General features: G+C 41.7%; 21 protein-coding genes. 9 read left to right on the forward strand and 12 right to left on the reverse strand.

The features are described from left to right. The 3 genes from H5232_RS24755 to H5232_RS18260 form a co-directional block, all read left to right on the forward strand. Positions 1–95: IS3 family transposase (locus tag H5232_RS24755; RefSeq protein WP_404936147.1), on the forward strand; the 95-nt coding region annotated here is incomplete at its 5' end. Between the two features lie 292 nt (positions 96–387). Then, positions 388–1,659 carry an O-acetylhomoserine aminocarboxypropyltransferase/cysteine synthase family protein gene (locus H5232_RS18255; RefSeq protein WP_182831291.1) on the forward strand — a complete coding sequence of 424 codons (1,272 nt, stop codon included), beginning with the start codon at positions 388–390 and terminating at the stop codon, positions 1,657–1,659. 151 nt (positions 1,660–1,810) lie between these two features. Further along, a complete protein-coding gene (locus H5232_RS18260; protein WP_182831292.1) occupies positions 1,811–2,470 on the forward strand; it encodes an NADPH-dependent FMN reductase in 660 nt (219 codons plus the stop codon). 4 nt (positions 2,471–2,474) lie between these two features. On the opposite strand, the gene H5232_RS18265 is transcribed toward H5232_RS18260, so the two are convergent. The 11 genes from H5232_RS18265 to hisG form a co-directional block, all read right to left on the reverse strand. Continuing rightward, positions 2,475–2,663, reverse strand: coding sequence for a DUF1289 domain-containing protein (locus tag H5232_RS18265; protein WP_149980198.1), 189 nt, complete (start codon positions 2,661–2,663; stop codon positions 2,475–2,477). 53 nt (positions 2,664–2,716) lie between these two features. Continuing rightward, complete coding sequence (locus H5232_RS18270) at positions 2,717–3,229, reverse strand: hypothetical protein (RefSeq protein ID WP_145235753.1); 513 nt, start codon at positions 3,227–3,229, stop codon at positions 2,717–2,719. Between the two features lie 185 nt (positions 3,230–3,414). Further along, the gene (locus H5232_RS18275) at positions 3,415–4,152 is read right to left on the reverse strand and encodes a hypothetical protein (protein WP_182794202.1); all 738 of its coding nucleotides are present in this window, start codon (positions 4,150–4,152) and stop codon (positions 3,415–3,417) included. 520 nt (positions 4,153–4,672) lie between these two features. Beyond that, entirely contained in the window at positions 4,673–5,287 is a 615-nt protein-coding gene (hisIE, locus tag H5232_RS18280; RefSeq protein WP_149980200.1) for a bifunctional phosphoribosyl-AMP cyclohydrolase/phosphoribosyl-ATP diphosphatase HisIE, read from the reverse strand. Continuing rightward, complete coding sequence (gene hisF / locus H5232_RS18285; RefSeq protein WP_182831293.1) at positions 5,278–6,057, reverse strand: imidazole glycerol phosphate synthase subunit HisF; 780 nt, start codon at positions 6,055–6,057, stop codon at positions 5,278–5,280. The genes hisIE and hisF overlap by 10 nt, the downstream gene beginning before the upstream one ends. Then, positions 6,039–6,773 (reverse strand): 1-(5-phosphoribosyl)-5-[(5-phosphoribosylamino)methylideneamino] imidazole-4-carboxamide isomerase, encoded by a 735-nt coding sequence (locus H5232_RS18290; RefSeq protein WP_149980202.1) that lies wholly within the window; start codon positions 6,771–6,773, stop codon positions 6,039–6,041. The genes hisF and H5232_RS18290 overlap by 19 nt, the downstream gene beginning before the upstream one ends. 38 nt (positions 6,774–6,811) lie before the next feature. Next, a complete protein-coding gene (hisH, locus tag H5232_RS18295; RefSeq protein ID WP_182761065.1) occupies positions 6,812–7,402 on the reverse strand; it encodes an imidazole glycerol phosphate synthase subunit HisH in 591 nt (196 codons plus the stop codon). Beyond that, complete coding sequence (gene hisB, locus H5232_RS18300) at positions 7,399–8,460, reverse strand: bifunctional histidinol-phosphatase/imidazoleglycerol-phosphate dehydratase HisB (protein WP_182831294.1); 1,062 nt, start codon at positions 8,458–8,460, stop codon at positions 7,399–7,401. Before hisB ends, hisH begins: the two co-directional genes overlap by 4 nt. Continuing rightward, complete coding sequence (gene hisC / locus H5232_RS18305) at positions 8,457–9,542, reverse strand: histidinol-phosphate transaminase (RefSeq protein WP_182767961.1); 1,086 nt, start codon at positions 9,540–9,542, stop codon at positions 8,457–8,459. The genes hisB and hisC overlap by 4 nt, the downstream gene beginning before the upstream one ends. Then, positions 9,532–10,833 (reverse strand): histidinol dehydrogenase, encoded by a 1,302-nt coding sequence (gene hisD, locus H5232_RS18310; RefSeq protein WP_149980206.1) that lies wholly within the window; start codon positions 10,831–10,833, stop codon positions 9,532–9,534. The genes hisC and hisD overlap by 11 nt, the downstream gene beginning before the upstream one ends. 4 nt (positions 10,834–10,837) lie before the next feature. Then, positions 10,838–11,737: an ATP phosphoribosyltransferase gene (gene hisG, locus H5232_RS18315; RefSeq protein ID WP_182767960.1), complete on the reverse strand. Its 900-nt coding sequence runs from the start codon at positions 11,735–11,737 to the stop codon at positions 10,838–10,840. 361 nt (positions 11,738–12,098) lie between these two features. Between hisG and H5232_RS18320 the strand changes: the two genes are divergently transcribed. Then, entirely contained in the window at positions 12,099–12,332 is a 234-nt protein-coding gene (locus tag H5232_RS18320; RefSeq protein WP_182718775.1) for a hypothetical protein, read from the forward strand. Between the two features lie 87 nt (positions 12,333–12,419). On the opposite strand, the gene H5232_RS18325 is transcribed toward H5232_RS18320, so the two are convergent. Continuing rightward, positions 12,420–13,700 carry a sodium:proton antiporter gene (locus tag H5232_RS18325; protein ID WP_145235717.1) on the reverse strand — a complete coding sequence of 427 codons (1,281 nt, stop codon included), beginning with the start codon at positions 13,698–13,700 and terminating at the stop codon, positions 12,420–12,422. A 586-nt stretch (positions 13,701–14,286) separates the two neighbouring features. Between H5232_RS18325 and H5232_RS18330 the strand changes: the two genes are divergently transcribed. The 5 genes from H5232_RS18330 (at position 14,287) to H5232_RS18350 (ending at position 21,575) form a co-directional block, all read left to right on the forward strand. After that, positions 14,287–16,473: a pre-peptidase C-terminal domain-containing protein gene (locus H5232_RS18330; RefSeq protein WP_182831295.1), complete on the forward strand. Its 2,187-nt coding sequence runs from the start codon at positions 14,287–14,289 to the stop codon at positions 16,471–16,473. 89 nt (positions 16,474–16,562) lie between these two features. Next, a complete protein-coding gene (locus H5232_RS18335) occupies positions 16,563–18,428 on the forward strand; it encodes a M28 family metallopeptidase (RefSeq protein ID WP_182767958.1) in 1,866 nt (621 codons plus the stop codon). Between the two features lie 191 nt (positions 18,429–18,619). Beyond that, positions 18,620–20,446 (forward strand): ATP-dependent DNA helicase, encoded by a 1,827-nt coding sequence (locus tag H5232_RS18340; RefSeq protein WP_220491309.1) that lies wholly within the window; start codon positions 18,620–18,622, stop codon positions 20,444–20,446. A 13-nt stretch (positions 20,447–20,459) separates the two neighbouring features. Beyond that, a complete protein-coding gene (gene tsaB, locus H5232_RS18345) occupies positions 20,460–21,170 on the forward strand; it encodes a tRNA (adenosine(37)-N6)-threonylcarbamoyltransferase complex dimerization subunit type 1 TsaB (RefSeq protein WP_182831296.1) in 711 nt (236 codons plus the stop codon). 75 nt (positions 21,171–21,245) lie between these two features. Further along, positions 21,246–21,575, forward strand: a complete 330-nt coding sequence (locus H5232_RS18350; RefSeq protein WP_149980212.1) for a hypothetical protein — start codon at positions 21,246–21,248, stop codon at positions 21,573–21,575. The last annotated feature ends 125 nt before the right edge of the window (positions 21,576–21,700 follow it).

The raw sequence follows: 21,700 nt of genomic DNA on the forward strand, positions 1-21,700 counted from the left end.
ATTATATTCAGTTTTACAATTACAAACGTAGGCATTCTACGCTTAATTATATGACGCCACATCAGAAATATAATGAATTAAAAAATGCCGCTTAGAATCTCTACAGAATTTGTTGACCATTACACACTGAAAAGTCCAGAGGACGATCTGGAGTTAAGATACGTTCAATCAGTCAATGCACGCTTCACAGCCTAAACCATAATAAACAGCTATGTCCACTTTCTTAAGAAAAGCAGGTGTTCGTTTAAGGTGGAACAAACTAACATAATTCTCTCTTAGCAGAATTTAACTTAAATCTAATTACTTCAACATCCTTTAATATATTTCATGTGCACTTTATAACCAATAAATGCTAGCTTAGTGGCAAATTAATTGAAGGAAATAATTATGAAACTTGAGTCTTTAGCGCTGCATCACGGTTATGAATCTGAACCTACAACTAAATCGGCGGCGGTGCCGATTTATAATACCTCATCGTATACGTTTGATAGTACTCAACATGGTGCTGATTTATTTGATTTAATAGTACCCGGGAATATTTATACTCGTATTATGAACCCGACTAATGCGGTGCTTGAACAGCGTATTGCGGCCATGGAAGGGGGCATTGGTGCGCTTGCTGTGGCCTCTGGTATGGCGGCCATCACTTACGCAATTCAATGTTTGTGTGAAGTGGGCACTAATATTGTCAGTACCAGCCAAGTGTATGGTGGTACTTATAACTTATTTGCGCATAGTCTACCGCGCCAAGGTATTGAAGCGCGGATGATTAAAGCGGATGACTTTGCCGGTTTTGAAAACGCGATTGATGAGAATACCCGTGCGGTTTTTTGTGAGTCGATTGGTAACCCTGCAGGGAATATTGTTGATATCGCTCGATTAGCTAAAATAGCCCATAGCAAAGGCGTGCCGCTGATTGTTGATAACACGGTAGCAACGCCGTATTTATGCCGGCCATTTGAGTTGGGTGCCGATATTGTGGTGCATTCGCTTACTAAATATATTAACGGCCATGGTACGGCGATTGGCGGCATAATTGTTGATTCGGGTAAGTTCGACTGGAAAGCCAATGCCACTCGTTTTGCGATGATGAATGAGCCTGATCCGTCGTATCATAATGTGGTTTATACCGATGCTTTTGCTGAAGCGGCGTTTATTGGTCGCTGCCGTGTTGTTCCACTTAGAAATACCGGTGCGGCACTTGCGCCTAAAAACGCCTCTGACATTTTAATTGGTCTTGAAACTTTAGGGCTAAGAATGCAGCGTCACTGTGAAAACGCACAACAGCTTGCTGAATACCTAGAGAATAACCCTAAGGTGCTTTGGGTTAATTACGCGGGGTTAGCTTCAAGTCCCTATAACGCAATGAGTAAAACAACCACTAGTGGCAAAGCGTCTGGTATTTTAAGCTTTGGGATAGCGGGTGGCCTTGAAGCTGGCACTCGCTTTATTGATGCACTGAATATGATTTTACGTTTAGTAAATATCGGTGATGCAAAGTCATTGGCTTGCCACCCAGCATCAACCACGCATCGACAATTAAATGATGAAGAATTGGCGAACGCAGGGGTTAGCCGCGATTTAATTCGTTTATCAGTGGGTATTGAAAACATCGACGATATCATTGCTGATGTAAGCCAAGCGCTCGATAAAGCTTAGTAATGTTAGCTACAGGGGTAAAGCGTGATCCACATTAATGTTTAAACATGCATTTTATGTTTTGCTTGTAAGGTAGGTTTTATTTATGACCTACCGCACAAATTTACGTTTATATTCGTATAATGATTTAAATAAAATGGAGTGCCAGTACATGAAACTATTAATTTTTTTAGGTTCAGTTCGAAAAAGCTCGCCACCTAAGCCGGCACGTCTCGGTGAAAGAGTTGCCAAGGCATGCCAACGCTGTTTGCTTGAGCAATACAGTGACCACGATATTGAACTGATAGATCCGCTAGACTATGAGCTGGACCCTATATTCAAACCGCACTTTGCTTATTCACAAGCCGAGGTGCCTAAAAAACTCGATGACCTCGCGGAAAAAATTAAAGCCAGCGATGGTTTTATTATGGTCAGCCCTGAGTACAATCATTCAATGAGTCCAGCATTGGCTAATTTATTAAACCATTTTGGTAGCTCTTTATTTGCTTACAAACCCAGCGTTATTGTTACGTATTCTGCGGGGCAGTGGGGTGGCGTTCGTGCCGCTGTTGGGATGCGCAGTTTTTTAAGTGAGCTTGGGTGTTTGCCGGTGTCGGCTATGATCCATGTGCCAAAAGCGCAAGATGTATTTATTGAAAGTGGTGAAACAAACAAAGAGGCAGAGCAAGTATCATGGCGCGAATATTTTTCGCGGTCGTTTAATCAGTTACTGTGGTGGGCTGAGGCAGCAAGTAAGCAACGCGAGCAGCTTGACCCTAAGCAATTAATTAAAGACTTTAAACGCGACCCGTCGCAACGCAATGCATCTTAATAAGCTATGGGGTATTAGCATCCTCTCTAGGAGTATCTAAAATAGCTTGTTTCTCTTGGTCTGATAAAATGATCCAGTCAAATATTTCGTCGCTAGTTCGGCCGCAGCCGCTGCAATAGCCTTTGAGACGGTGGCATTTCCCAATGCAGTCGGTTTTTAATAGCGATGAACTTTTTTGGGGTGTTGAATTCATAAATCCTTAGCCAAGTAGGCCAACATTTGCTGACCTGTTTTATGGTTTTAATGCTATTTATTTGCTACCGATTTACCTACTTCAAATGAGGTAGACCAAGGCGTCGAGCGAGATAATGTTTTTCCGGTATGAATTGAAATAGCTGGGTTTTTTTCATCAAGTACAAAGGTAGTGCGTAATGAATCAGCAGATTCTTTTTGTTGTTCGTGCCAGTTATTTTGCGCTAAACAAGCTCGGGTGAAATCAACAGCCTTTTGATGAATGGCCACCGCTTGCGTTTGTTCTTGGTAATTATCTTGGCAACGATAAGTCACTGTATCGGCATCCAAAGCACTGATTTGGCATGCTTCACCAACGAGATTGTATTTAGCTGTCCAGGTTTCTGCGTACTTTGTATTCACGCGGGTACGCTTTAACACCTCAAAACGTGAGTCGTAGGCTGCTAATAAACCATTGATTTTTTCACAAGGCGTGAGGTTATCAATACTTGCTTTTTGCTCTGTTGTTAAGCTGCTACAACCTGATAAAATAAGGCCTGTTAATAATACCGATAAATACTTTTTCATAGTGGACTATCCTTTTGTGATAGCTAATCCTTCGTAGTTGCTTAAAGGATACCTAAGGGCTTGAAAAAATGCCATTAAAGACGTGAAAATAAAATCATTGCATGACTTATATCAAACGTTTTTAGCGTAATATTTCAAAATTATTTGCATCAAAACTAAGTATTACTTTAAGCAAACGCGGCCACTTATAGATTTTGAACAGGTACATTTTTTATTGTTACGCTACCTGAACCATCAGCAAGTAAAGTAAAACTGCCTGCTTTGTTAACATAAATGCCACCAGAGCCATCGGTTACTGTGACTTTGCCGACAATGTTTTGCACATCGATATTACCCGACCCATCATGAATAATTACATCACCTTGAGTGTTTGCCAGTTCAATACTGCCCGAGCCGTCATGGATGTTTACACTGTCAGTAATATTGCTCGCAGTGATTGCACCTGAGCCATCTTCAATGGTTAATTGACCCGAAATATTATTGATTATAATTGCGCCAGAACCATCATGAATGCTAGTTTCAGCTGCATTTTCAATCGAGATCTCGCCTGATCCATCGGTAATATCAAGCAAGAATGTTGCTGGTAGCGACACCGTTAGATCTATGCGCGTATGATCTTCACTGTGGTTATCACAATTATTCGCAGTTAATTTTGCTGAGTTGCCACTTTTATCTAAAGTAAGGCAGTAGTTGTCATGCGCTTCATATTGATAAATTTCAGCCTTTACCGTCACAGTGTCGGTATTACTGCCTACGATATGTAAAAAGCCCGAACCTGCTGCAACGTTTAATGCTGATAGTGATTGAGCATCAAGGGTAAGCTTTTTTGTGTCTTGTAGTGTCATCTCGTTATTCCAAGCCAAAGCTTGAGCAGATAGCAGTACAGTGCCAATCAGAGTCAATCGTGTGAATGCGTTAATCATTATTATTCCCTTTCATTTTTGTGGTGTTTTTAGTTTAGTCGTATAGAGCGACTAAAAAGGTTTAAAGGGGATTTGATAATTTTTATTTTAATGCGAAAGTTTGATGCGCTTTGCTTAACTACGGTACATGAATTTACGCCCGAGAAAGTACGAAGTCTTAGGCAACAAAATAATCTTTCCCAACCTGTATTCGCTTGCTATTTTAATGTTAGTGATAACGAGTGAGGAAATGGAACAAGGTGAAAGTAAACCAAGAGACGCAGCGTTAAAAATGCTCTCACTGCCAGAAAATAAAGCTCTTGCAGCAATAGCGTGATTTAGACTTTAAAAGCTGACTTGGATGCAGTCTAGCCTTTCATATTCCGCAGTTGCATTTTCTGTTTTAACTATTTTATTTTAAAAGACTTTTTGCTTGGTATTCAGCGCGGCGCCTCTTAGCCTTTTTGTAAACAACTTACTTAAAGGTCTTTAAACAAAGCGCCGAGCAAACTCAGCGCTTAATAAACAAGAGCAGATAAACTTACTTATGTCTTCCTTGCAAACATGCAACGACGTCTTGTAGCTCTAGACCTTGGCGCTGTAGCAACACGATTAGGTGATATATCAAATCAGCGGATTCATTGGTTAGCTCTTCGTTATCATGTTTCATTGCAGCTAAAGCGACCTCAACGCCTTCTTCTCCCACTTTTTGACAACTGCGGCTTAAATCTTTAGCAAACAAAGAGGCGGTGTAGCTTTTTTCAGGGTCGTCGTTTTTACGCGATACAATTACTTGCTCAAGCTGCGCTAAGAAGCTTAGGCTTGGTTTTGCAGCATCACCAAAACAACTTTGTGTGCCTAAGTGACACGTTGGCCCAAGTGGGTTAGCCAGCACTAAAATAGAGTCATAGTCGCAATCAGTATGGACAGACACTACTTCTAAGTAATTCTCAGAGGTTTCGCCTTTGGTCCATAAACGGTTTTTTGAACGCGAGTAAAACGTCACTTTTTGCTTTTCAAAGGTGACTTCCAGCGATTCTTGATTCATAAAGCCTTGCATTAAAATAACCCCAGTACGGGCATCTTGCACGATGGCAGGGATCAATTCGCTTTTAGCAAAATCAACTTGGGTAAGGTTTTGTTTGGTTAGTTGCATAGTCGCGCCGCCACTTGGTTATCTATTAAATATTGTTTTAATTCGCCGATGTTGATCACATTTTTGTGAAATACGCTAGCTGCCAGTGCGCCATCAACGTGGCTTTGTTTAAATACATCGACAAAATCTTGCATGGTGCCAGCACCGCCTGAGGCGATAAGTGGAATATCACACAAAGCACGTATTTTAGACAGCTGCTGGTTATCGTAGCCATTGCGTACGCCATCTTGGTTCATGCAGTTGAGTACGATTTCGCCTGCGCCTAAGTCTTGCACGCGTTTTACCCATTCTTCGGTTTTATAACGGGTGCGGCTTGACGCATTAGGATCGCCAGTAAGCTGATACACTAAATATTCGCCAGTTACTTCATCGTAAAAGCTATCAATGCCGACAACGACACATTGTTTACCAAACTCATCATGTAGTTCTTTGATAAGCTCAGGACGGGCAATAGCAGGGCTGTTTATACTGATTTTATCAGCGCCGCGTTCTAATACGCGTGCTGCATCAGCCACTGATTTAATACCACCTGCAACACAAAATGGAATATCAATATGACGTGCTATGCTCTCTACCCAGTTTACATCGAGAAGGCGTTTTTCAACACTGGCGCTAATTTCATAAAATACCAGTTCGTCAGCACCAGCTTCGCTATACGCTTTAGCCATTGTTAATATGTCGCCAACCACTTCGTGGCCTTTAAATTTAACGCCTTTGACTACTTGGCCGTCTTTAACGTCTAAACACGGGATTATGCGTTTTGATAACATGCCAACGCCTCCTCTACATTAAATGCGCCATCAAGCAGTGACTTACCTAAAATAACACCGCCTACGCCAAGCTCTTTGAGCTTTTTAATGTCATCAAGCGAGCTTACACCCCCAGATGCTTGTACTTTAATATTGCTGTTGTGTTTTATTAAGTCTTCATATAATGCAAACGAAGGACCAGTCATGGTGCCGTCTTTACTGATGTCCGTGCATAGAAAATCAATTACACCCAGTGCTACATAAAAATCGACTAATTCAAATAAGCCGAATTCTGATTCACTTAACCAACCGTGGGTGGCAGGTGCCCAGCCATTGTCGGTTTTATTAACGTCGAGGGCGATAACAAAGTGCTTGGCACCGAATTTTTCAATCCAGCTTTTTACTTCATCACGTTTTTCAACCGCCATAGAGCCAATTACTACTTGGTTAGCACCGGCTTTAAGCCAGTCGCTTACGTCTTGTTCAGTACGAATACCGCCACCAACTTGATACGGTACGTTAAGTACTTTGGTGGCTGCTTGAATGTGTTGCCATTGTTTTTTATTAGGATCGCGTGCGCCTTCTAAATCAACAAGGTGTAATTTACCTGCGCCGCTTTGTGCGTACTCTTGTAAGCGCGCACCAAGCTCAAACGGGTAAAACTGTGCGGTATCGTATTTACCTTGATATAAGCGCACAATTTGATTTTGTAATACATCTAATGCTGGAATAATCACTTGAATTCTCTTTATTAATTTGTGTTGATACGCTTTATTTATAGCTGCCAGTCTAAAAAGTTCTGCAATAACTGAGTGCCGATTTTAGCGCTACGTTCAGGGTGAAATTGCATACCCGCGTAGTTATCGTTGGCAACAATCGCTGAGAAGGTTTGCCCGTATTCGCCACTAACCAATGTTGCATCATTCACGGTATGAGCAAAACTATGCACAAAATATACTTGCTTGTTTGCATCAAGGCCTTTGGTTAAAGCATGTTCACGATTAACGGTGAGGTTATTCCAACCCATGTGCGGAGACGTTAAACTACCCACATCAAGTGCTTTAACGTGCCCAGGTATTTTGCCAAGGCATTGCACATTACCTTCTTCAGTGCTTTCGCACAGTAACTGCATGCCTAAACAAATCCCCATCAGAGGGCGTTGGTATTCATTGATTGCCTGTTGCCAACCGCCTTCTACCAAGCGCTTCATAGCAACAGATGCATGGCCAACACCTGGTAAAATAGCGCGTTCAAAGTTTTTAAGTTGCTCTGGCGAGGTGATAACTTCTGGCGTTTGCCCTAAGCGCTCAAAAGCAAAGCGTACAGAGTTTATGTTGGCACAACCGGTGTTAATTATGGCAATCATAAACACCCCTTAGAGCTGGCTGTTTGTTGGCTGGCATCAGCGGCAATGGCCATACGTAAAGCGCGAGAAAACGCTTTAAATAAACCTTCAACTTGGTGATGGCAGTTACCGTCGCTAACCGACAATATTAAGCTGATCGCTGCATTGTCGCTTAAGCTTTTGAAAAAGTGTTCAACCAGTTGTACGTCTAAATCACCGGCTTTTTCACGGCTAAAGTTAGCGTTTAATACAAACGAAGCACGACCTGACAAGTCAATTTGTGCCTCTGCTTTGCATTCATCCATCGGTAGCGCAAAACCATAGCGAGCAATTTGTGATTTAGTACCAATGGCTTGTTTAAGCGCTAAACCAAGGGCAATGCCGATATCTTCAACAAGGTGGTGCTCGTCAATGTGCAAGTCGCCGCTGGCTTGAATATCAAGGCCAATATTGGCATGGGTGCGAATTTGATCAAGCATGTGATCAAAAAAGCCAAGGCCGGTGCTGATCTCGCCATTTTTACTTTGATCTAAATTGAGTTTTACATCAATTTGCGTTTCTTTAGTGTTGCGAGTCACGCGGCCTTGTCGATCAGCGGTGGTAAGTTTAGTGACAATTGCATTCCAATCACCGTCATACAAAATACCTTCACAACACAAGTTTTGTGCAAGGCCAATATCTGTTTGGCGATCGCCAATCACAAATGAGCGTGCTAAATCGACTTTACCTGAGCGCATTAACTCGGTAAGCAACCCTGTTTTTGGCTTACGACAATCACAATTTTGCTCATTAAAGTGTGGGCAAATTAATACGTCGTCAAATTTAATGCCTTGGCTTGATAAAATAGCCATCATCTTATCTTGGGCAATATCAAAATCAGCCGTTGGAAAGCTGTCAGTGCCTAAGCCATCTTGGTTTGACACCATCACTAAACGATAGCCTGCGCCTTGTAATTGCAAAAGAGCAGGGATCACGTTTGGTAAAAACGCTAACTTTTCAAGACTGTCTACTTGCTTGTCGGTGATTGGCTCTTCAATAATAGTGCCATCACGGTCGATAAATAAATACGGGTTGCTCATGATACTTCCTGCTCTTTAAAAGTGGCTGATTGGCTTAGGCCATCTAACCATATTTTTACTTGTTCTAGTTCTTGCTCACTGCCGATTGAAATACGTAGCCAATCGTTTTCGCCGTATAAAGTAAAAGCACGCATAACTAAGCCTTGCTCAAGTGCGATATTAAAGCTGTTTTTATCGGCGAGCTTTAGGGTGACAAAGTTTCCTTCGCCACTGAGCACTTGTAATACGGCAGGGGAGGCTTCGAGCCACTGCTTTAGTTTTGCCCTTAGTGCATTTAAAATACTTACTTGGCGACGCATTGAAGTAATGGCATCTGGGCTGAGTGCATTTGCAGCAATGCTTGCCACTACCGTTGATACCGGATACGGTGCAATCACTTTACGGATTGGCGCTAGTACTGACGATTGGGCAAGAGTAAAGCCTGTACGCAGGCCTGCTAACGCAAATGCTTTAGAGAGCGTTCTAAGTACTACTATGTTGGCAAATTCGTTGATGAGTTTGCTTGCACTTTGCTCTGGGCAAAATTCAATATAAGCTTCATCCACAACGACCAGTGCTTTATCGGCAAGTGCTGTTGCAATAGCCTTTATTTTTTCAAGCGGTGTTAAGCTGCCTGTTGGGTTATTTGGATTACAAATAAACACTAATTTGCTATTACCAACAGCGTTGATTATTTGATCAACAGTACCATCGAGTAATAATGCTTGGCTTAAGCCATTTATTGCTACGTTGTGAGTGTCGGCGGTGACTTTGTACATGCCGTACGTAGGTAAAAATAAAGCAACCGAATCTTGCTCTGGTTGGCAATAGGTGCGTACCAGTAGCTCAATACCTTCATCCGCACCACGGGTCATAAGTACTTGTTCAGCATTGAGTCCTGCGTAATCAGCATAGCGGTTAATAACATTCATAGGCTGCGGATCAGGGTAGCGATTTAAATCATTAATGCTGATATCGATACTTTTAACATACGGGCTTTCATTTGCATTAAGCCACGTTGTGCCGGTTAGTTTCTCACTTTTTGCCGAGCTATATGCTGCTAATGCATCAATATTGGCCGGTAATAAAGGATTATTGCTCATTGTTCATCGCCTCTAAACGCACCTTAACGGCGTTTGCGTGGGCATCAAGCCCTTCTGCATCAGCCAATGGTAAAATTGCTTTTGATAAGTTTTTTAAACCATTTTGAGTAATGGTTTGTACGGTATAAGTGCGAAAAAAATCAAGTAAGTTTAAGCTTGAATAAGTGGCACTGTAGCCATAGGTTGGTAATACGTGATTAGTACCAGAGGCATAATCACCAGCAGATTCTGGCGTGTAGTCACCCACAAATACAGATCCTGCATTTTTAACTTTGTTTAAATACGGGTTGGCATCAGCCAGTTGCAGTATTAAGTGTTCAGGGCCGTATTGTGCTGATACAGCAAATGCTTGCTCGATTGAATCAACCAAAATAAGCGATGAATTAGCCAATGCTTTTGCGGCAATATCTTGACGCGATAGTTTAGCTAATTGGCGTTCAATGGCTTGCTCGGTGCGGGCAATCATACGTTCACTGTTACACAGTAAAATTACTTGCGAATCAGCGCCGTGCTCAGCTTGAGATAATAAATCAGCGGCAATAAATTCAGGGTTTGCGCGCTCATCGGCAATCACTAACACCTCAGACGGGCCCGCAGGCATATCGATCGCCATGCCTGGTATGGTCTGAGCTACTAGTTGTTTAGCCATAGTCACAAAGCTGTTACCCGGGCCAAAAATTTTATTCACCTTGGGCACTGAGTCTGTACCATAAGCCATTGCGGCGATTGCACCTGCGCCGCCACTTTCTACGATTGTTTTGATACCGCATAGTTTAGCCGCATATAAAATTGCTGGGTTTATCGGTAAATCACCTTGCACCGGTGTTGCTAACACTACGGTTGTCGCACCACTTAGCTGCGCCAGTACACCTTGCATGATCACTGATGAAGGCAATGGCGCACTGCCACCTGGCACATATATTCCAACGGCTTCAATGGCTTGGTATTTTAGTTCACATAACACACCGGGCTGAGTCGACAATTTAATATCTTTGGGTAGCTGTGCTTGGTGAAAACGTTTTACATTAGCGTAGGCTGTGTCTATCGCGTATTTAAGCTCAGCGCTTAACTGCTGCTCAGCGGCATTGATCTCACTTTGCGGCACTAATAAGCGCGGATTTTCGCGGTTATCATATTGCTTAGCCATGTCGAGTAAGGCTGTGTCGCCTTGCTCTTTTACGTTTGCCATAATTGCTTGGCAAATAGCTTCTACTTCCACACTTGCACTAACAGCAGGGCGCATTAGCGCCGCTGCTTGTGCATCTTTGGAAACCTCATTCCAGCGCAACATTGACTTACTCCATCATTTTTTCAATTGGCATAACGAGGATAGAGTTGGCGCCTAGCGTTTTTAATTGCTCCATTGTTTCCCAAAATAATGTTTCACTGCTCACCATGTGCAGGGCTACGTACTCATCAGAGCCAGCAAGAGCTAGTACCGTTGGTTGGCCAGAGCCCGGTAAAATATCGCAAATTTCATCCAGTTTATCTTTTGGCGCGTGCAGCATGATGTATTTGCTTTCTTTGGCTTGTCTCACGCCGCGTAAGCGTGGCATAAGTTTGTTGATAAGCGCTAGTTTGTCAGCATCTTGTAAGTCTTTATTTTGGATAAGGCAGGCGTTTGATTCTAAAATAGTATCACCTTGCATAAGGCCGTTGGCTTCAAGTGTGGCACCGGTAGATACTAAATCACAAATTGCATCAGCAAGTCCTGCACGTGGTGCGACTTCTACAGATCCAGTCAGCATTACTGTGCTGGCATTTATGCCTTCACGCTTTAAGTATTGAGTTAAGATTTCAGGGTAGGTGGTAGCAATGCGTTTGCCTTCAAACCAGCTTTTATCTTGCTTGCCAAGTTCTGACGGCCATGCAAGTGCAAGGCGACAGTAGCCAAAATCAAGTTTAGACAGTTTAGTTACTTCACTTGGTACGCCTTGGCGCTGGCGCTCAGCTTGTACTTCAACGAGTACGTTTTCGCCTACTATGCCTAAATCACACACGCCGTCCATTACCAGACCTGGGATATCGTCATCGCGCACCCGTAGTACGTCAATCGGCATATTGGTCGAGTGGGCAATCAAACGTTGCTCACGCAAGTTAAGTTTAACACCTAGCTGTTTTAGTAAGTCTTGGCAATCTTTAGAAAGGCGGCCACCTTTTTGGATGGCGATACGTAGACGGTTGCTATTACTCATTATTCATTTTTCCTTTAATTTAAAAACTAAAAACCCCGAGGGAACCTCAGGGCGAAAAATGAATCATTGTATGTTGACTCGCCAGAGGTTCCTTTTAGGAATAACCTCTCAGCGAAAGACCTGACAGGTTATTCCGGTGAATGGTGGTGATGATGTACTGTTGTCAGGTTTAAGCGCATTATAATATATCCTAAATAACTTTCGTTTTATCATTGCTTCATGTAAACAAAAGTGTTTAATCTGTTTAAGTAAATTTCACATATAGAAAAACACATTTGTGGGGAAGCTGGCAAGTTTTTTTTGCATAAATTAAAGAATAAGCTATAACGGCCGATGATAAGAGTAACCAAAGGAGGAACGTATGGATATTATGATCCCTTATTTAGGGCAGATCACTCGTTTGCAACTTGAGTCGAAAGGCGCTTTTCATATTGCGGGGCTAAAAGATTCGAACGCGCAGCGAATTGAACGTGAAAAGCGGCAAAAACGTCAGTTGGAGCGCAAAGAACTACTGTCTAAAGAAAAGCTTGAAACAGCTAAGAAAGAGCGCAATACAGACGAGGAAGACGAAACCCATTTAGACACATGGGCGTAATATTTCTAGGATCTTATGCATAGAAAATGCATAACTAATTCTAGCACCGTAAGCATTAGCTTGCGGCGCCAGAAGTAAGTTTAAATGTTAGTTTTGTTGTTTGGCACTAATGCTACTGTGAATTAACGGCGAAATAGTGAGCCCTTGCACAATAATCGAAAATATCACCACAACGTAGGTAACAATAACAAGCAGGTTGTGTAAATCAGAGCCGCCCACAAATACTTGATCACGAGGAATTGCCGCAGCCATTGCTAAAGCAAGGCCACCGCGCAGGCCGCCCCAGGTTAAAATTTTAACTGAGTGTTTGTCGTATTTTCTAAATTTCTTAAATACCACAAACGGTGCGCCAACACTGATAAAGCGAGCAAGTAATACTACAGGCACCATTAGTAGTCCTAAACCAATTTCAGCTAGGCTGATGGGCATAGTGACAATTAGCATCCCGATAATCAAAAACAACAACGCATTTAAAAAGCTGTCGGTGGCGTGCCAAAAGTCTTTTACGTAGCGAGTGTCTTCAGGCCCGGTGCGCTCTGTCGCTTTAGTACGGGTTATATTACCTAACAATATACCGCTAGTTACCATCGCCAGTGCGCCAGATATTTCCCATATATTGGCAGCGGCAAATCCTGCTGTCGGTATAGTTAAGGTTAGTAACAAGCGAATATTTACATCACGACTGTTGATGATCAGATAATGACCCACTAACGCAATTACTAAACCAAATGCAATTCCTCCCAGTGCGTCGACAAAGAATAGCTCTGCAATGCCTGCTGCACTGGCTTCAGTGTCAAGAAAAGCCACGGCAAAAATAGTGGTGAAAATAACTAAACCAATACCGTCATTAAATAATGATTCACCTTCAACTTGCACAGAAATGCCTTCAGGGGCACGCATCTGTTTAATAATTGCAAGCACTGCAATTGGATCGGTTGGACTTATTAATGCACCAAACAATAAACAATAGATAAAAGGCACCGCAAAGCCTAACGCGGCAAATAAGTAAAAGCTTAAAAAGCCAATGATAAAGGTGGAGGCTAAGGTCGAAAATAACACCAGTACGGTAATTTCAAAACGTTGTTTTTTGAGTGCCGCAAGGTTAATTTCCAGTGCGCCTGCAAACAGTAAAAAGCCGAGCATGCCTTTGAGTAATAATTGATTAAAATCGATACTTGAGACTATTTGTGTAATCTCCAGTGCGGTTGAATCGCCCAATAATTTTACCGCGAGTATTAATAACAATGAAATCACTACTGAGCCAGTTGTTATGGCAATAGTGGTTTGCATTTTGAGGATATACTGGTTAGCAAATGCGATAAAAATCGCTAATGCAGATAAAAAACAAATGAGGTACCAAGCATTCATTGTTTGACCTTAAATAATATATTGGAATGAGCAAAAGGGAATGTACTTTCGCGCGGGTATGTTACTCCTGAGACTTTCAAATGTCACCGCGACAATGCTGATAATTACACTTTTAAGAGGCGTTTTTGCTACTCACGTAGCAACAACGAAATTAATTGATGGTTTTGTTTGAGACTTTATCGACATTACTGCTTTTAAACCGCAATAGCTTCTTTGCTAACCGTCAATATTTGCAGTTTGCTATCTACATATATAGCTCTGTTGTCAATCAACATAATCACTGCAGTTATAGGTCTGAGCAGAAATGACATTTAATACATTACCAATAATAAAGACAAATGAAATGTAAGTAAATGTTAATTTTGTGTATCCATATATTTACATTTTGCTGGGTTTCTTTTGTTTTTTAATTAACAATTTAAGGTTAAGTCATTGTTTTAGAGCATTTCAGCTTTCGCATTTGTTAATTTTTTGTTTAATTTTCAATTTCAGTAAAAACAGTCTAGGCTGAATCTGAATCGGGAACGGGTAGTGCCGGTTTAATACAAAAATATTAAATAAATAACAATTTAAATGGAGCGTAAACGTGAATTTATCTAAAATCACATTAGCAACTCTTGCTGCTTTTGCGGTAACGCAAGTATCAAGTGCAGTAGCTGCAAATAAACAATATCTGAATGAGCAAGCAGCCCTAACTACAGCTTTGCAAAATAGTGCGTCATCGGTACTTATGGCAAGCCCAATCCAGTTAGTTGGTTTGGATGCAGGTAATGAGTTAGTCGTATTAAAAGAAGTAAAAAGTAACAATGGTGATACGACTCGGCGTTATCAACAACAGTATCAAGGATTACCAGTCATTGGTGATACTGTGAGTTTAACGTTTGATAATAATGGCCAATTAAAACGCGCTCATGGTGCTGCTGTATATGATATTAGTAGCGATATAAGCTCAGTGATGCCAAAACTCAGTAAAAAAATGGCTATTACACAGGGGTTAAAAAACTCCCCCGCAGCGGCTAAATCAGTAAGCCTTAAAAAGCACAATGAACACTCGCGTTTAGCGATTTGGCTTGAAGCGCAGCATGTCGCACATTTAGTGTATGAAGTATCGTATGTTACTTATGGTGCTAATCCTTCTCGACCTTATCAGATCATTGATGCGAATTCTGGTGAGGTTTTGCATAGCTTTGATAACCTTCAACATGCCAATGCGACAGGCCCTGGTGGAAATTTAAAAACAGGAAAGTACATTTACGGGACTGATTTTAGTAGTTTAGATGTGTCGCAGTCAGGCAACACTTGCACCATGAATAACGCAAATGTTAAAACCATTAATTTAAATGGTGGCACCAGTGGCTCTTCAGCGTATTCCTTTACTTGCCCCGAAAACACCTTTAAGGAAATAAATGGCGCTTATTCGCCATTAAATGACGCGCACTACTTTGGTAATGTCATTTTTAATATGTATAACGACTGGATTGGTTCTCCTCCGCTGTCTTTTCAATTGCAAATGCGTGTTCATTACGGCAGTAATTATGAAAATGCTTTTTGGGACGGATCAGCAATGACTTTTGGTGATGGTCAAAATACCTTTTATCCATTAGTTAGTTTAGATGTTTCTGCTCATGAAGTTAGCCATGGTTTTACTGAACAAAATTCAGGGCTTGTATACAGTGGGAAATCGGGCGGCTTGAATGAAGCGTTTTCTGATATGGCTGGCGAAGCTGCCGAGTTTTATATGCTAGGCACTAATGATTGGTTAGTTGGCCAAGAAATTTTCAAAGGCAATGGTGCATTGCGTTACATGAATAACCCGACCCAAGATGGTAGTTCAATTGATAACCAATCGAGTTATTATTCTGGGATGGATGTACATTACAGCTCAGGTGTATTTAATAAAGCATTCTATAACTTAGCAACTAAAGCTGGTTGGGATACTAGAAAAGCTTTTGAGGTTATGGCGCGTGCAAACCAATTATATTGGACCGCTAGTACTAATTGGGACTTGGCTGGTAATGGTGTAATGGATGCGGCATGTGATTTAGATTACAGCCCAGATGATGTACAAAGCGCACTTGCGGCAGTGGGTGTAACGTCAAATTTAAGCCCTGGTAGTAGTTGTGGAGGAGTAGAGCCACCAATTGACGAGCCACTTAGCAATGGCGTGCCACGCACTGGGATCAGTGGTACAGAAAAACAGCAACTGTTCTTTACCTTAGAAGTACCAGCTAATGCCACTAATTTGCAGTTTAATACGGTAGGTGGCAGTGGTGATGCGGACTTGTATGTAAAATTTGCGCAAAGACCAACACTAAATAGTTTTGACTGTAACAGCACGACTTCAACCAGCACTGAACGCTGTGCTATCAGCAATGTTCAAGCAGGTACTTACTATGTAATGGTTGAAGCCTGGAACCAAATATCGGGCGTTTCACTCACGGGGAGTTTTGATGGCGGTGATACGGGTACTACACCAATAAACCGTACTGAAACTAATGTAGGTGTTAGCTCAGGTGGTTGGACTCGTTTTAGTCAAGAACTAAGCGCAGGTTATTCAACATTGAATGTTGCTATAGCGGGTGGTTCTGGTGATGCAGACTTATATGTTAATTTTGGCTCGCCATCATCAACATCGTCTTATCAATGTCGACCATATAAAAATGGTAACAACGAAAGTTGCGAAATTACTGCTCCACAAGCGGGCACTTGGTATATTGATTTACAAGGCTACAGCGCGGCAAGTGGCGTAACGTTAACAATAACGGCTAACTAATCCTCACCTAAGGGAGCATTCGCTCCCTTTTTTACCCTTATATTTTCAGAGTCTGAATTTGGGTAAACACAGAAAAAAAGGAAACTGTTATGAATATCTTTGCACCAAGCGTCCTGCTTGGCACTGTGTCATTATTGGTAAGTCAGCTGGTAATAGCACAAGAGCCTGACAGTATTTGGGTAAGTATTGACCCTGTAGCAGCTAAACATTACAAATTAAACCAAACAGCTCATAAACACAGTACCGAGCTCCTCGCTCCACAAGCATCCAGCTTATCTTCTATTAATTTTATGCGTATTAAACAGACTGAAGTGGCTAATTTAAGTGAATTTATGCACGACAATTACCATCGTTGCGGTGGCTTTGTAGCACATGAATCATTGCTTGAGGCGCAGCTTTATACTGAGCAATTAGCTAAAGTACAGAATCAGTCAATCAACAGTTTGGCTATTAACTACACAATAGATAATGCGCAAACGGTACAGACACTGATCAATAACATTAGCCCTAATGATCTAACCAATACCGTTAATTCGTTGAGTGCTTTTAATAATCGCTATTACTCAGTACAAAGTGGAGTTGATGCATCTCAATGGTTAAAAGATTATTGGCAACAGTTAGCGAGCAACCGCGCTGATATTAGTGTTGATTACTTTAGCCATAGTTGGTCGCAATCATCTGTAATTGTGACTATTCAAGGCAGCGAAAAAGCGGATGAAATAGTAATTGTTGGCGGTCATTTAGATTCAATTAATCAATCAAATCCTAGTAATGGCAGAGCGCCCGGGGCGGATGATAATGCCTCCGGTATTGCGGTCTTGTCGGAAGTGCTTCGGGCAATCGTAGATAATAACTATCAACCACAAAGAACAATCCAAATTATGGGTTTTGCAGCTGAAGAAGTAGGGCTGCGAGGTTCAAAAGCGATTGCAACGGCGTATAAATCACAGGGCAAAAATGTGGTAGGTATGGTGCAATTTGATATGACCGGTAATCATGGCAGTAGCGATGATATTGTGATGATGACAGATTATACTAACAGCGGCCAAAATCAGTTTTTGGGACAATTGATCGATACTTATTTACCCACCCTAAGTTATGGTTTTGATCAGTGTGGTTATGGCTGTTCAGATCATGCTTCGTGGTATCAGCAGGGCTTTGCCGCCTCAATGCCATTTGAGTCGCGCATGGCTGATATTAACCCGCTAATCCATACAGCAAACGACAGTAATTTTGATGCTGATCATGCGAGTAAATTTGCCAAGCTTGCGGTGAGCTACTTAGCTGAAATGGCTAAAAATGCCGGCTATGAAGTACCACCCACTGACAATGAACTGGAAAATGGTGTCACAGTGTCTGGAATTAATGCGCTTGCTAAAGAGCAAGTTTTTTATACCTTAGCAGTCCCTGCAGGAAGTAGTAATTTAAACTTTACTACAGCAGGTGGCAGTGGCGATGCTGATCTATACGTTAAGTTTGGCGCACCGCCTACTTTACAAGACTTTGACTGTAACAGCACTAATTCAAACAGTAATGAAGCATGCGCTATTAGTAATATACAATCAGGTACATATCATGTCATGGTTGAAGCATGGAGCGCTATTACCGGTGTTTCCTTAACGGGTAGTTATGATGGTGACAATAATGTACCGACACCGATTAATCGTACCGAGACGAATGTCAGTGTGGCAACAGGAGGTTGGACTCGCTTTAGTCAAAATATCAGTGCGGGTTACGCGTCGTTAAATATTTCTATTTTAGGTGGTAGCGGGGATGCTGATCTGTATGTGAATTTTGGTTCGCCGTCATCAACGTCAACATATCAATGTCGACCTTATAAAAATGGTAATAATGAAAGCTGTACTATTAGCAATCCCCAAGCTGGTGCTTGGTATATTGATTTACAAGGTTACACTGCGGCAAGTGGTATTACTTTAACGATCAACGCACAATAATAACAATAGCAAAGGGGCATTGCTCCTTTGCTATTTGCTTTGCGTATTCACTTGCCCTTGGGGCTATGCTTACGTAAAATCCCGCTATTATTTTTAGCAAAGCGATCGTTATTATCAAACAGCTTTTTAGTGCAGCAGGCCCGTTAGCGCAATCTCTAGATGGTTATACGCCTCGCCAACCGCAGATCGATATGGCGGTTGCGGTGAGTGATGCATTAAAAAACCGCTCGCAATTAGTGGTTGAAGCGGGCACTGGTACAGGTAAAACCTACGCTTATTTAGCCCCTGCGCTAAAGTCTAAAGGTAAAACAATAATTTCAACCGGCACGAAAGCGCTGCAAGAACAATTATATCACCGTGATTTACCACAATTAGTCAAAGCGCTTAGTGCGAGTAAAAAAACCGCGCTGCTAAAAGGGCGCAGTAACTATCTATGTACTTATCGGCTTAATCAGCATGTTGCCCATGTACCGACCGATGATTCTGATGTGATGCATCAATTGGCCATGGTGGCTAAATTTGCCAGTGAAACGCACACCGGTGATCTGGCTGATTGTATTGGTATCGAAGAAGATGCCAAAGTATTACCTTATGTAAGCTCCACTGCAGATAACTGCTTAGGTAAAGAGTGTCCTGATTTTCAAGATTGCTATATTCGCAAAGCCCGCTTAAAAGCGATGGATGCCGATATAGTAGTGGTTAACCATCATTTGTTTTTTGCAGACATGGCGGTAAAAGATACCGGCTTTGCTGAACTCATTCCCACAGCTGATGCATATATATTTGATGAAGCACACCAATTAAGTGAAATTGCCAGTGATTACTTTGGTGAGAGTATCAGCACTAAAAAGCTGGTGGACTTAATTAATGATTTACGAGCAATTTATCGCTCTGACATTCCGGATATGTTGCAACTTGGTAAAACCTTAAATAAGCTTGAAACCAGTGTTGCAGACTTGCGCTTACAATTTGGCTTAGATGGTAGCCGAGGTGATTGGCGACAAATGCTGGCAAGTAAAGAAATTTGCGCCGCGTTACATAGGGTGATCAGCGATTTAGACTTTTTGTATCAAGTACTCAAACATTGTTTAGACCGTAGCGATAAAATAGAACACCCATTTGAGCGTACCTTAGCTTTTAAAGGGCAATTAGAACGGGTGTTTGATATAAGCCAAACAGGTAACAGTTATTGGTATGAAACAACACGCCGCTATTTAACCGTACATATAACTCCGCTTAACGTATCAGTTAAATTTGCGCAAATGATGGCAGACACGGGGGCTGGCTTTGTATTCACCTCAGCGACTCTATCTGTCGATAATGCACTTGATCATTTTAACGCAAGCCTAGGCCTTAAGCCTGCCAAAAGTATGATGGTTGATAGTCCGTTTGATTATTATCAGCAAGCCTTATTATGTTTACCGCGTTATTTGCCTGAAACACATGCAGCGAATATGCCTCATGCGATTGTTAAGCTTACCCTCGATTTAATTAAAGCAGCAAAAGGGCGCTGCTTTGTATTGTTTACCAGCTATCGGATGATGCATTTAGTCGCCGAAGGGCTAAGTACGCAGATTGATTATCCTATTTATATGCAAGGGCAAATGTCTAAACGTATTATTTTAGAAAAATTTACCCGCCATGGTAATGCCGTATTATTAGGTACTGCGTCGTTTTGGGAAGGAGTTGATGTCAGAGGTAGCACACTCAGTTGTGTTATTATTGATAAGTTACCCTTTGCAGCACCCGATGATCCACTGCTCCAAGCTAAAATGCAAGATGCGCAATTACAAGGACATGATCCCTTTGCTTATATTCAATTGCCACAAGCGGTGATTGCACTAAAACAAGGCGTTGGACGACTGATCCGCGATAGTAAGGATAAAGGGGTGTTGGTGATTTGCGATAACCGTTTAGTGACACGCCAATACGGCCAAGTCTTTTTAAAAAGCTTGCCGCCGATGCGCCGCACACGTAGCCTTCAAGTGGCCAGTGAATTTTTAGAACACATTAACTAGAGAAATAATTACCATGAATAACGCAATCAGTACTAGTGATATTAATCTATTAGCATTTGACGCTTCTACCGAAGCATTGTCTTTAGTGCTCAATTATAATGGTCAGTTATTTCACCATTTTGAAGTATGCCCGCAACAGCATAGTCAAAAAATCTTACCGTTGGTTGATCAGTTGTTAGCTAAGGCAAATTGCCGTTTAACTGATTTAGATGTTATTGGTTTTGGCCAAGGCCCAGGTAGTTTCACTGGCGTGCGTATTAGTGTCGCCATTGCGCAAGGCTTAGCTTATGCATGTAAACTGCCACTAGTTGGTGTGTCAACGCTGCAAATGATGGCGCAGCAAGCTTATCAACAAACCGGTGAAAAAATTGTATTTAGTGCTATTGATGCGCGTATGGGAGAAATATATTTTGCCCATTACAGACTCAGTGATAATGGTGTGATGACCTTACAAGGTGACGAACAAGTATTAAAACCCGCATTATTATCTCTTGCAGACGAACCAGGGATTGCAGTGGGCACTGGCTGGCAAACATACCCTGAGGCACTGGCAGATAACCCACAAATTGCTATCAATAACGACATCATATTACCTGATGCCGGTTTTATGTTGGCTACAATTAGCGATGATTTCAGTGCGCAACGTACGGTCAGTGCTGCGCAAGCTCAACCTAAATATGTACGTGATACAGTAACCTGGAAAAAATTACCTGGACGCGAATAAACTGATTAATAAAGCAACTTGCAAGGTTATTAAATTTGGCACATAATTTAATAACCTAAGTAACGAGACGCAACTTTGAATCTACCTATTGGCTCAGGGTTTTACTCGGGAGACATACCCGGTAAAATTACCTCAAGACAGATCAACACTAATAAACCTCAGGGTTTATTGGAGCAATCTGCTGCTGATAATAAACAGTCTGCGGAGTTTGTTAAATCAAGCCAAGCAGGTATTGCGCTGGCTGATAAGTTACAAAGTGACACTGCCCAACCTAGTTACCGACAAACGATTTATGACCAACCGACAGCCAAAGTAAGTCGTGCTATTTCAACCTACACCGAGTTTGCTAATTTAGAACGCCGAGCTGAAGTACAAAACTTAATTGGTGTGGACATCTACGCTTAACAATTATACCAATCTGCCAAATTATGTGATCTAATTAGCACACTGATACTTATCTACTTTTACTAAATTGAACTTAGAAAAATCCAAGCAACTTTTAGCTTTATCACGTAAAGAGCCTAATGCGA

It is taken from the genome of Pseudoalteromonas sp. SG41-5, assembly GCF_014164495.1.
GTDB lineage: Bacteria > Pseudomonadota > Gammaproteobacteria > Enterobacterales > Alteromonadaceae > Pseudoalteromonas > Pseudoalteromonas rhizosphaerae.

Bases quoted from the DNA above. Each gene is read 5' to 3' on its own strand.
- hisD (WP_149980206.1), bottom strand. From the start codon at position 10,833: ATGTTGCGCTGGAATGAGGTTTCCAAAGATGCACAAGCAGCGGCGCTA.
- hisB (WP_182831294.1), bottom strand. From the start codon at position 8,460: ATGAGCAACCCGTATTTATTTATCGACCGTGATGGCACTATTATTGAA.
- hisIE (WP_149980200.1), bottom strand. From the start codon at position 5,287: ATGCAACTAACCAAACAAAACCTTACCCAAGTTGATTTTGCTAAAAGC.
- hisG (WP_182767960.1), bottom strand. From the start codon at position 11,737: ATGAGTAATAGCAACCGTCTACGTATCGCCATCCAAAAAGGTGGCCGC.
- hisH (WP_182761065.1), bottom strand. From the start codon at position 7,402: ATGATTGCCATAATTAACACCGGTTGTGCCAACATAAACTCTGTACGC.
- H5232_RS18265 (WP_149980198.1), bottom strand. From the start codon at position 2,663: ATGAATTCAACACCCCAAAAAAGTTCATCGCTATTAAAAACCGACTGC.
- tsaB (WP_182831296.1), top strand. From the start codon at position 20,460: ATGAATAACGCAATCAGTACTAGTGATATTAATCTATTAGCATTTGAC.
- H5232_RS18325 (WP_145235717.1), bottom strand. From the start codon at position 13,700: ATGAATGCTTGGTACCTCATTTGTTTTTTATCTGCATTAGCGATTTTT.
- H5232_RS18335 (WP_182767958.1), top strand. From the start codon at position 16,563: ATGAATATCTTTGCACCAAGCGTCCTGCTTGGCACTGTGTCATTATTG.
- H5232_RS18255 (WP_182831291.1), top strand. From the start codon at position 388: ATGAAACTTGAGTCTTTAGCGCTGCATCACGGTTATGAATCTGAACCT.
- hisC (WP_182767961.1), bottom strand. From the start codon at position 9,542: ATGAGCAATAATCCTTTATTACCGGCCAATATTGATGCATTAGCAGCA.
- hisF (WP_182831293.1), bottom strand. From the start codon at position 6,057: ATGTTATCAAAACGCATAATCCCGTGTTTAGACGTTAAAGACGGCCAA.
- H5232_RS18275 (WP_182794202.1), bottom strand. From the start codon at position 4,152: ATGATTAACGCATTCACACGATTGACTCTGATTGGCACTGTACTGCTA.
- H5232_RS18260 (WP_182831292.1), top strand. From the start codon at position 1,811: ATGAAACTATTAATTTTTTTAGGTTCAGTTCGAAAAAGCTCGCCACCT.
- H5232_RS18320 (WP_182718775.1), top strand. From the start codon at position 12,099: ATGGATATTATGATCCCTTATTTAGGGCAGATCACTCGTTTGCAACTT.
- H5232_RS18340 (WP_220491309.1), top strand. From the start codon at position 18,620: ATGGCGGTTGCGGTGAGTGATGCATTAAAAAACCGCTCGCAATTAGTG.
- H5232_RS18270 (WP_145235753.1), bottom strand. From the start codon at position 3,229: ATGAAAAAGTATTTATCGGTATTATTAACAGGCCTTATTTTATCAGGT.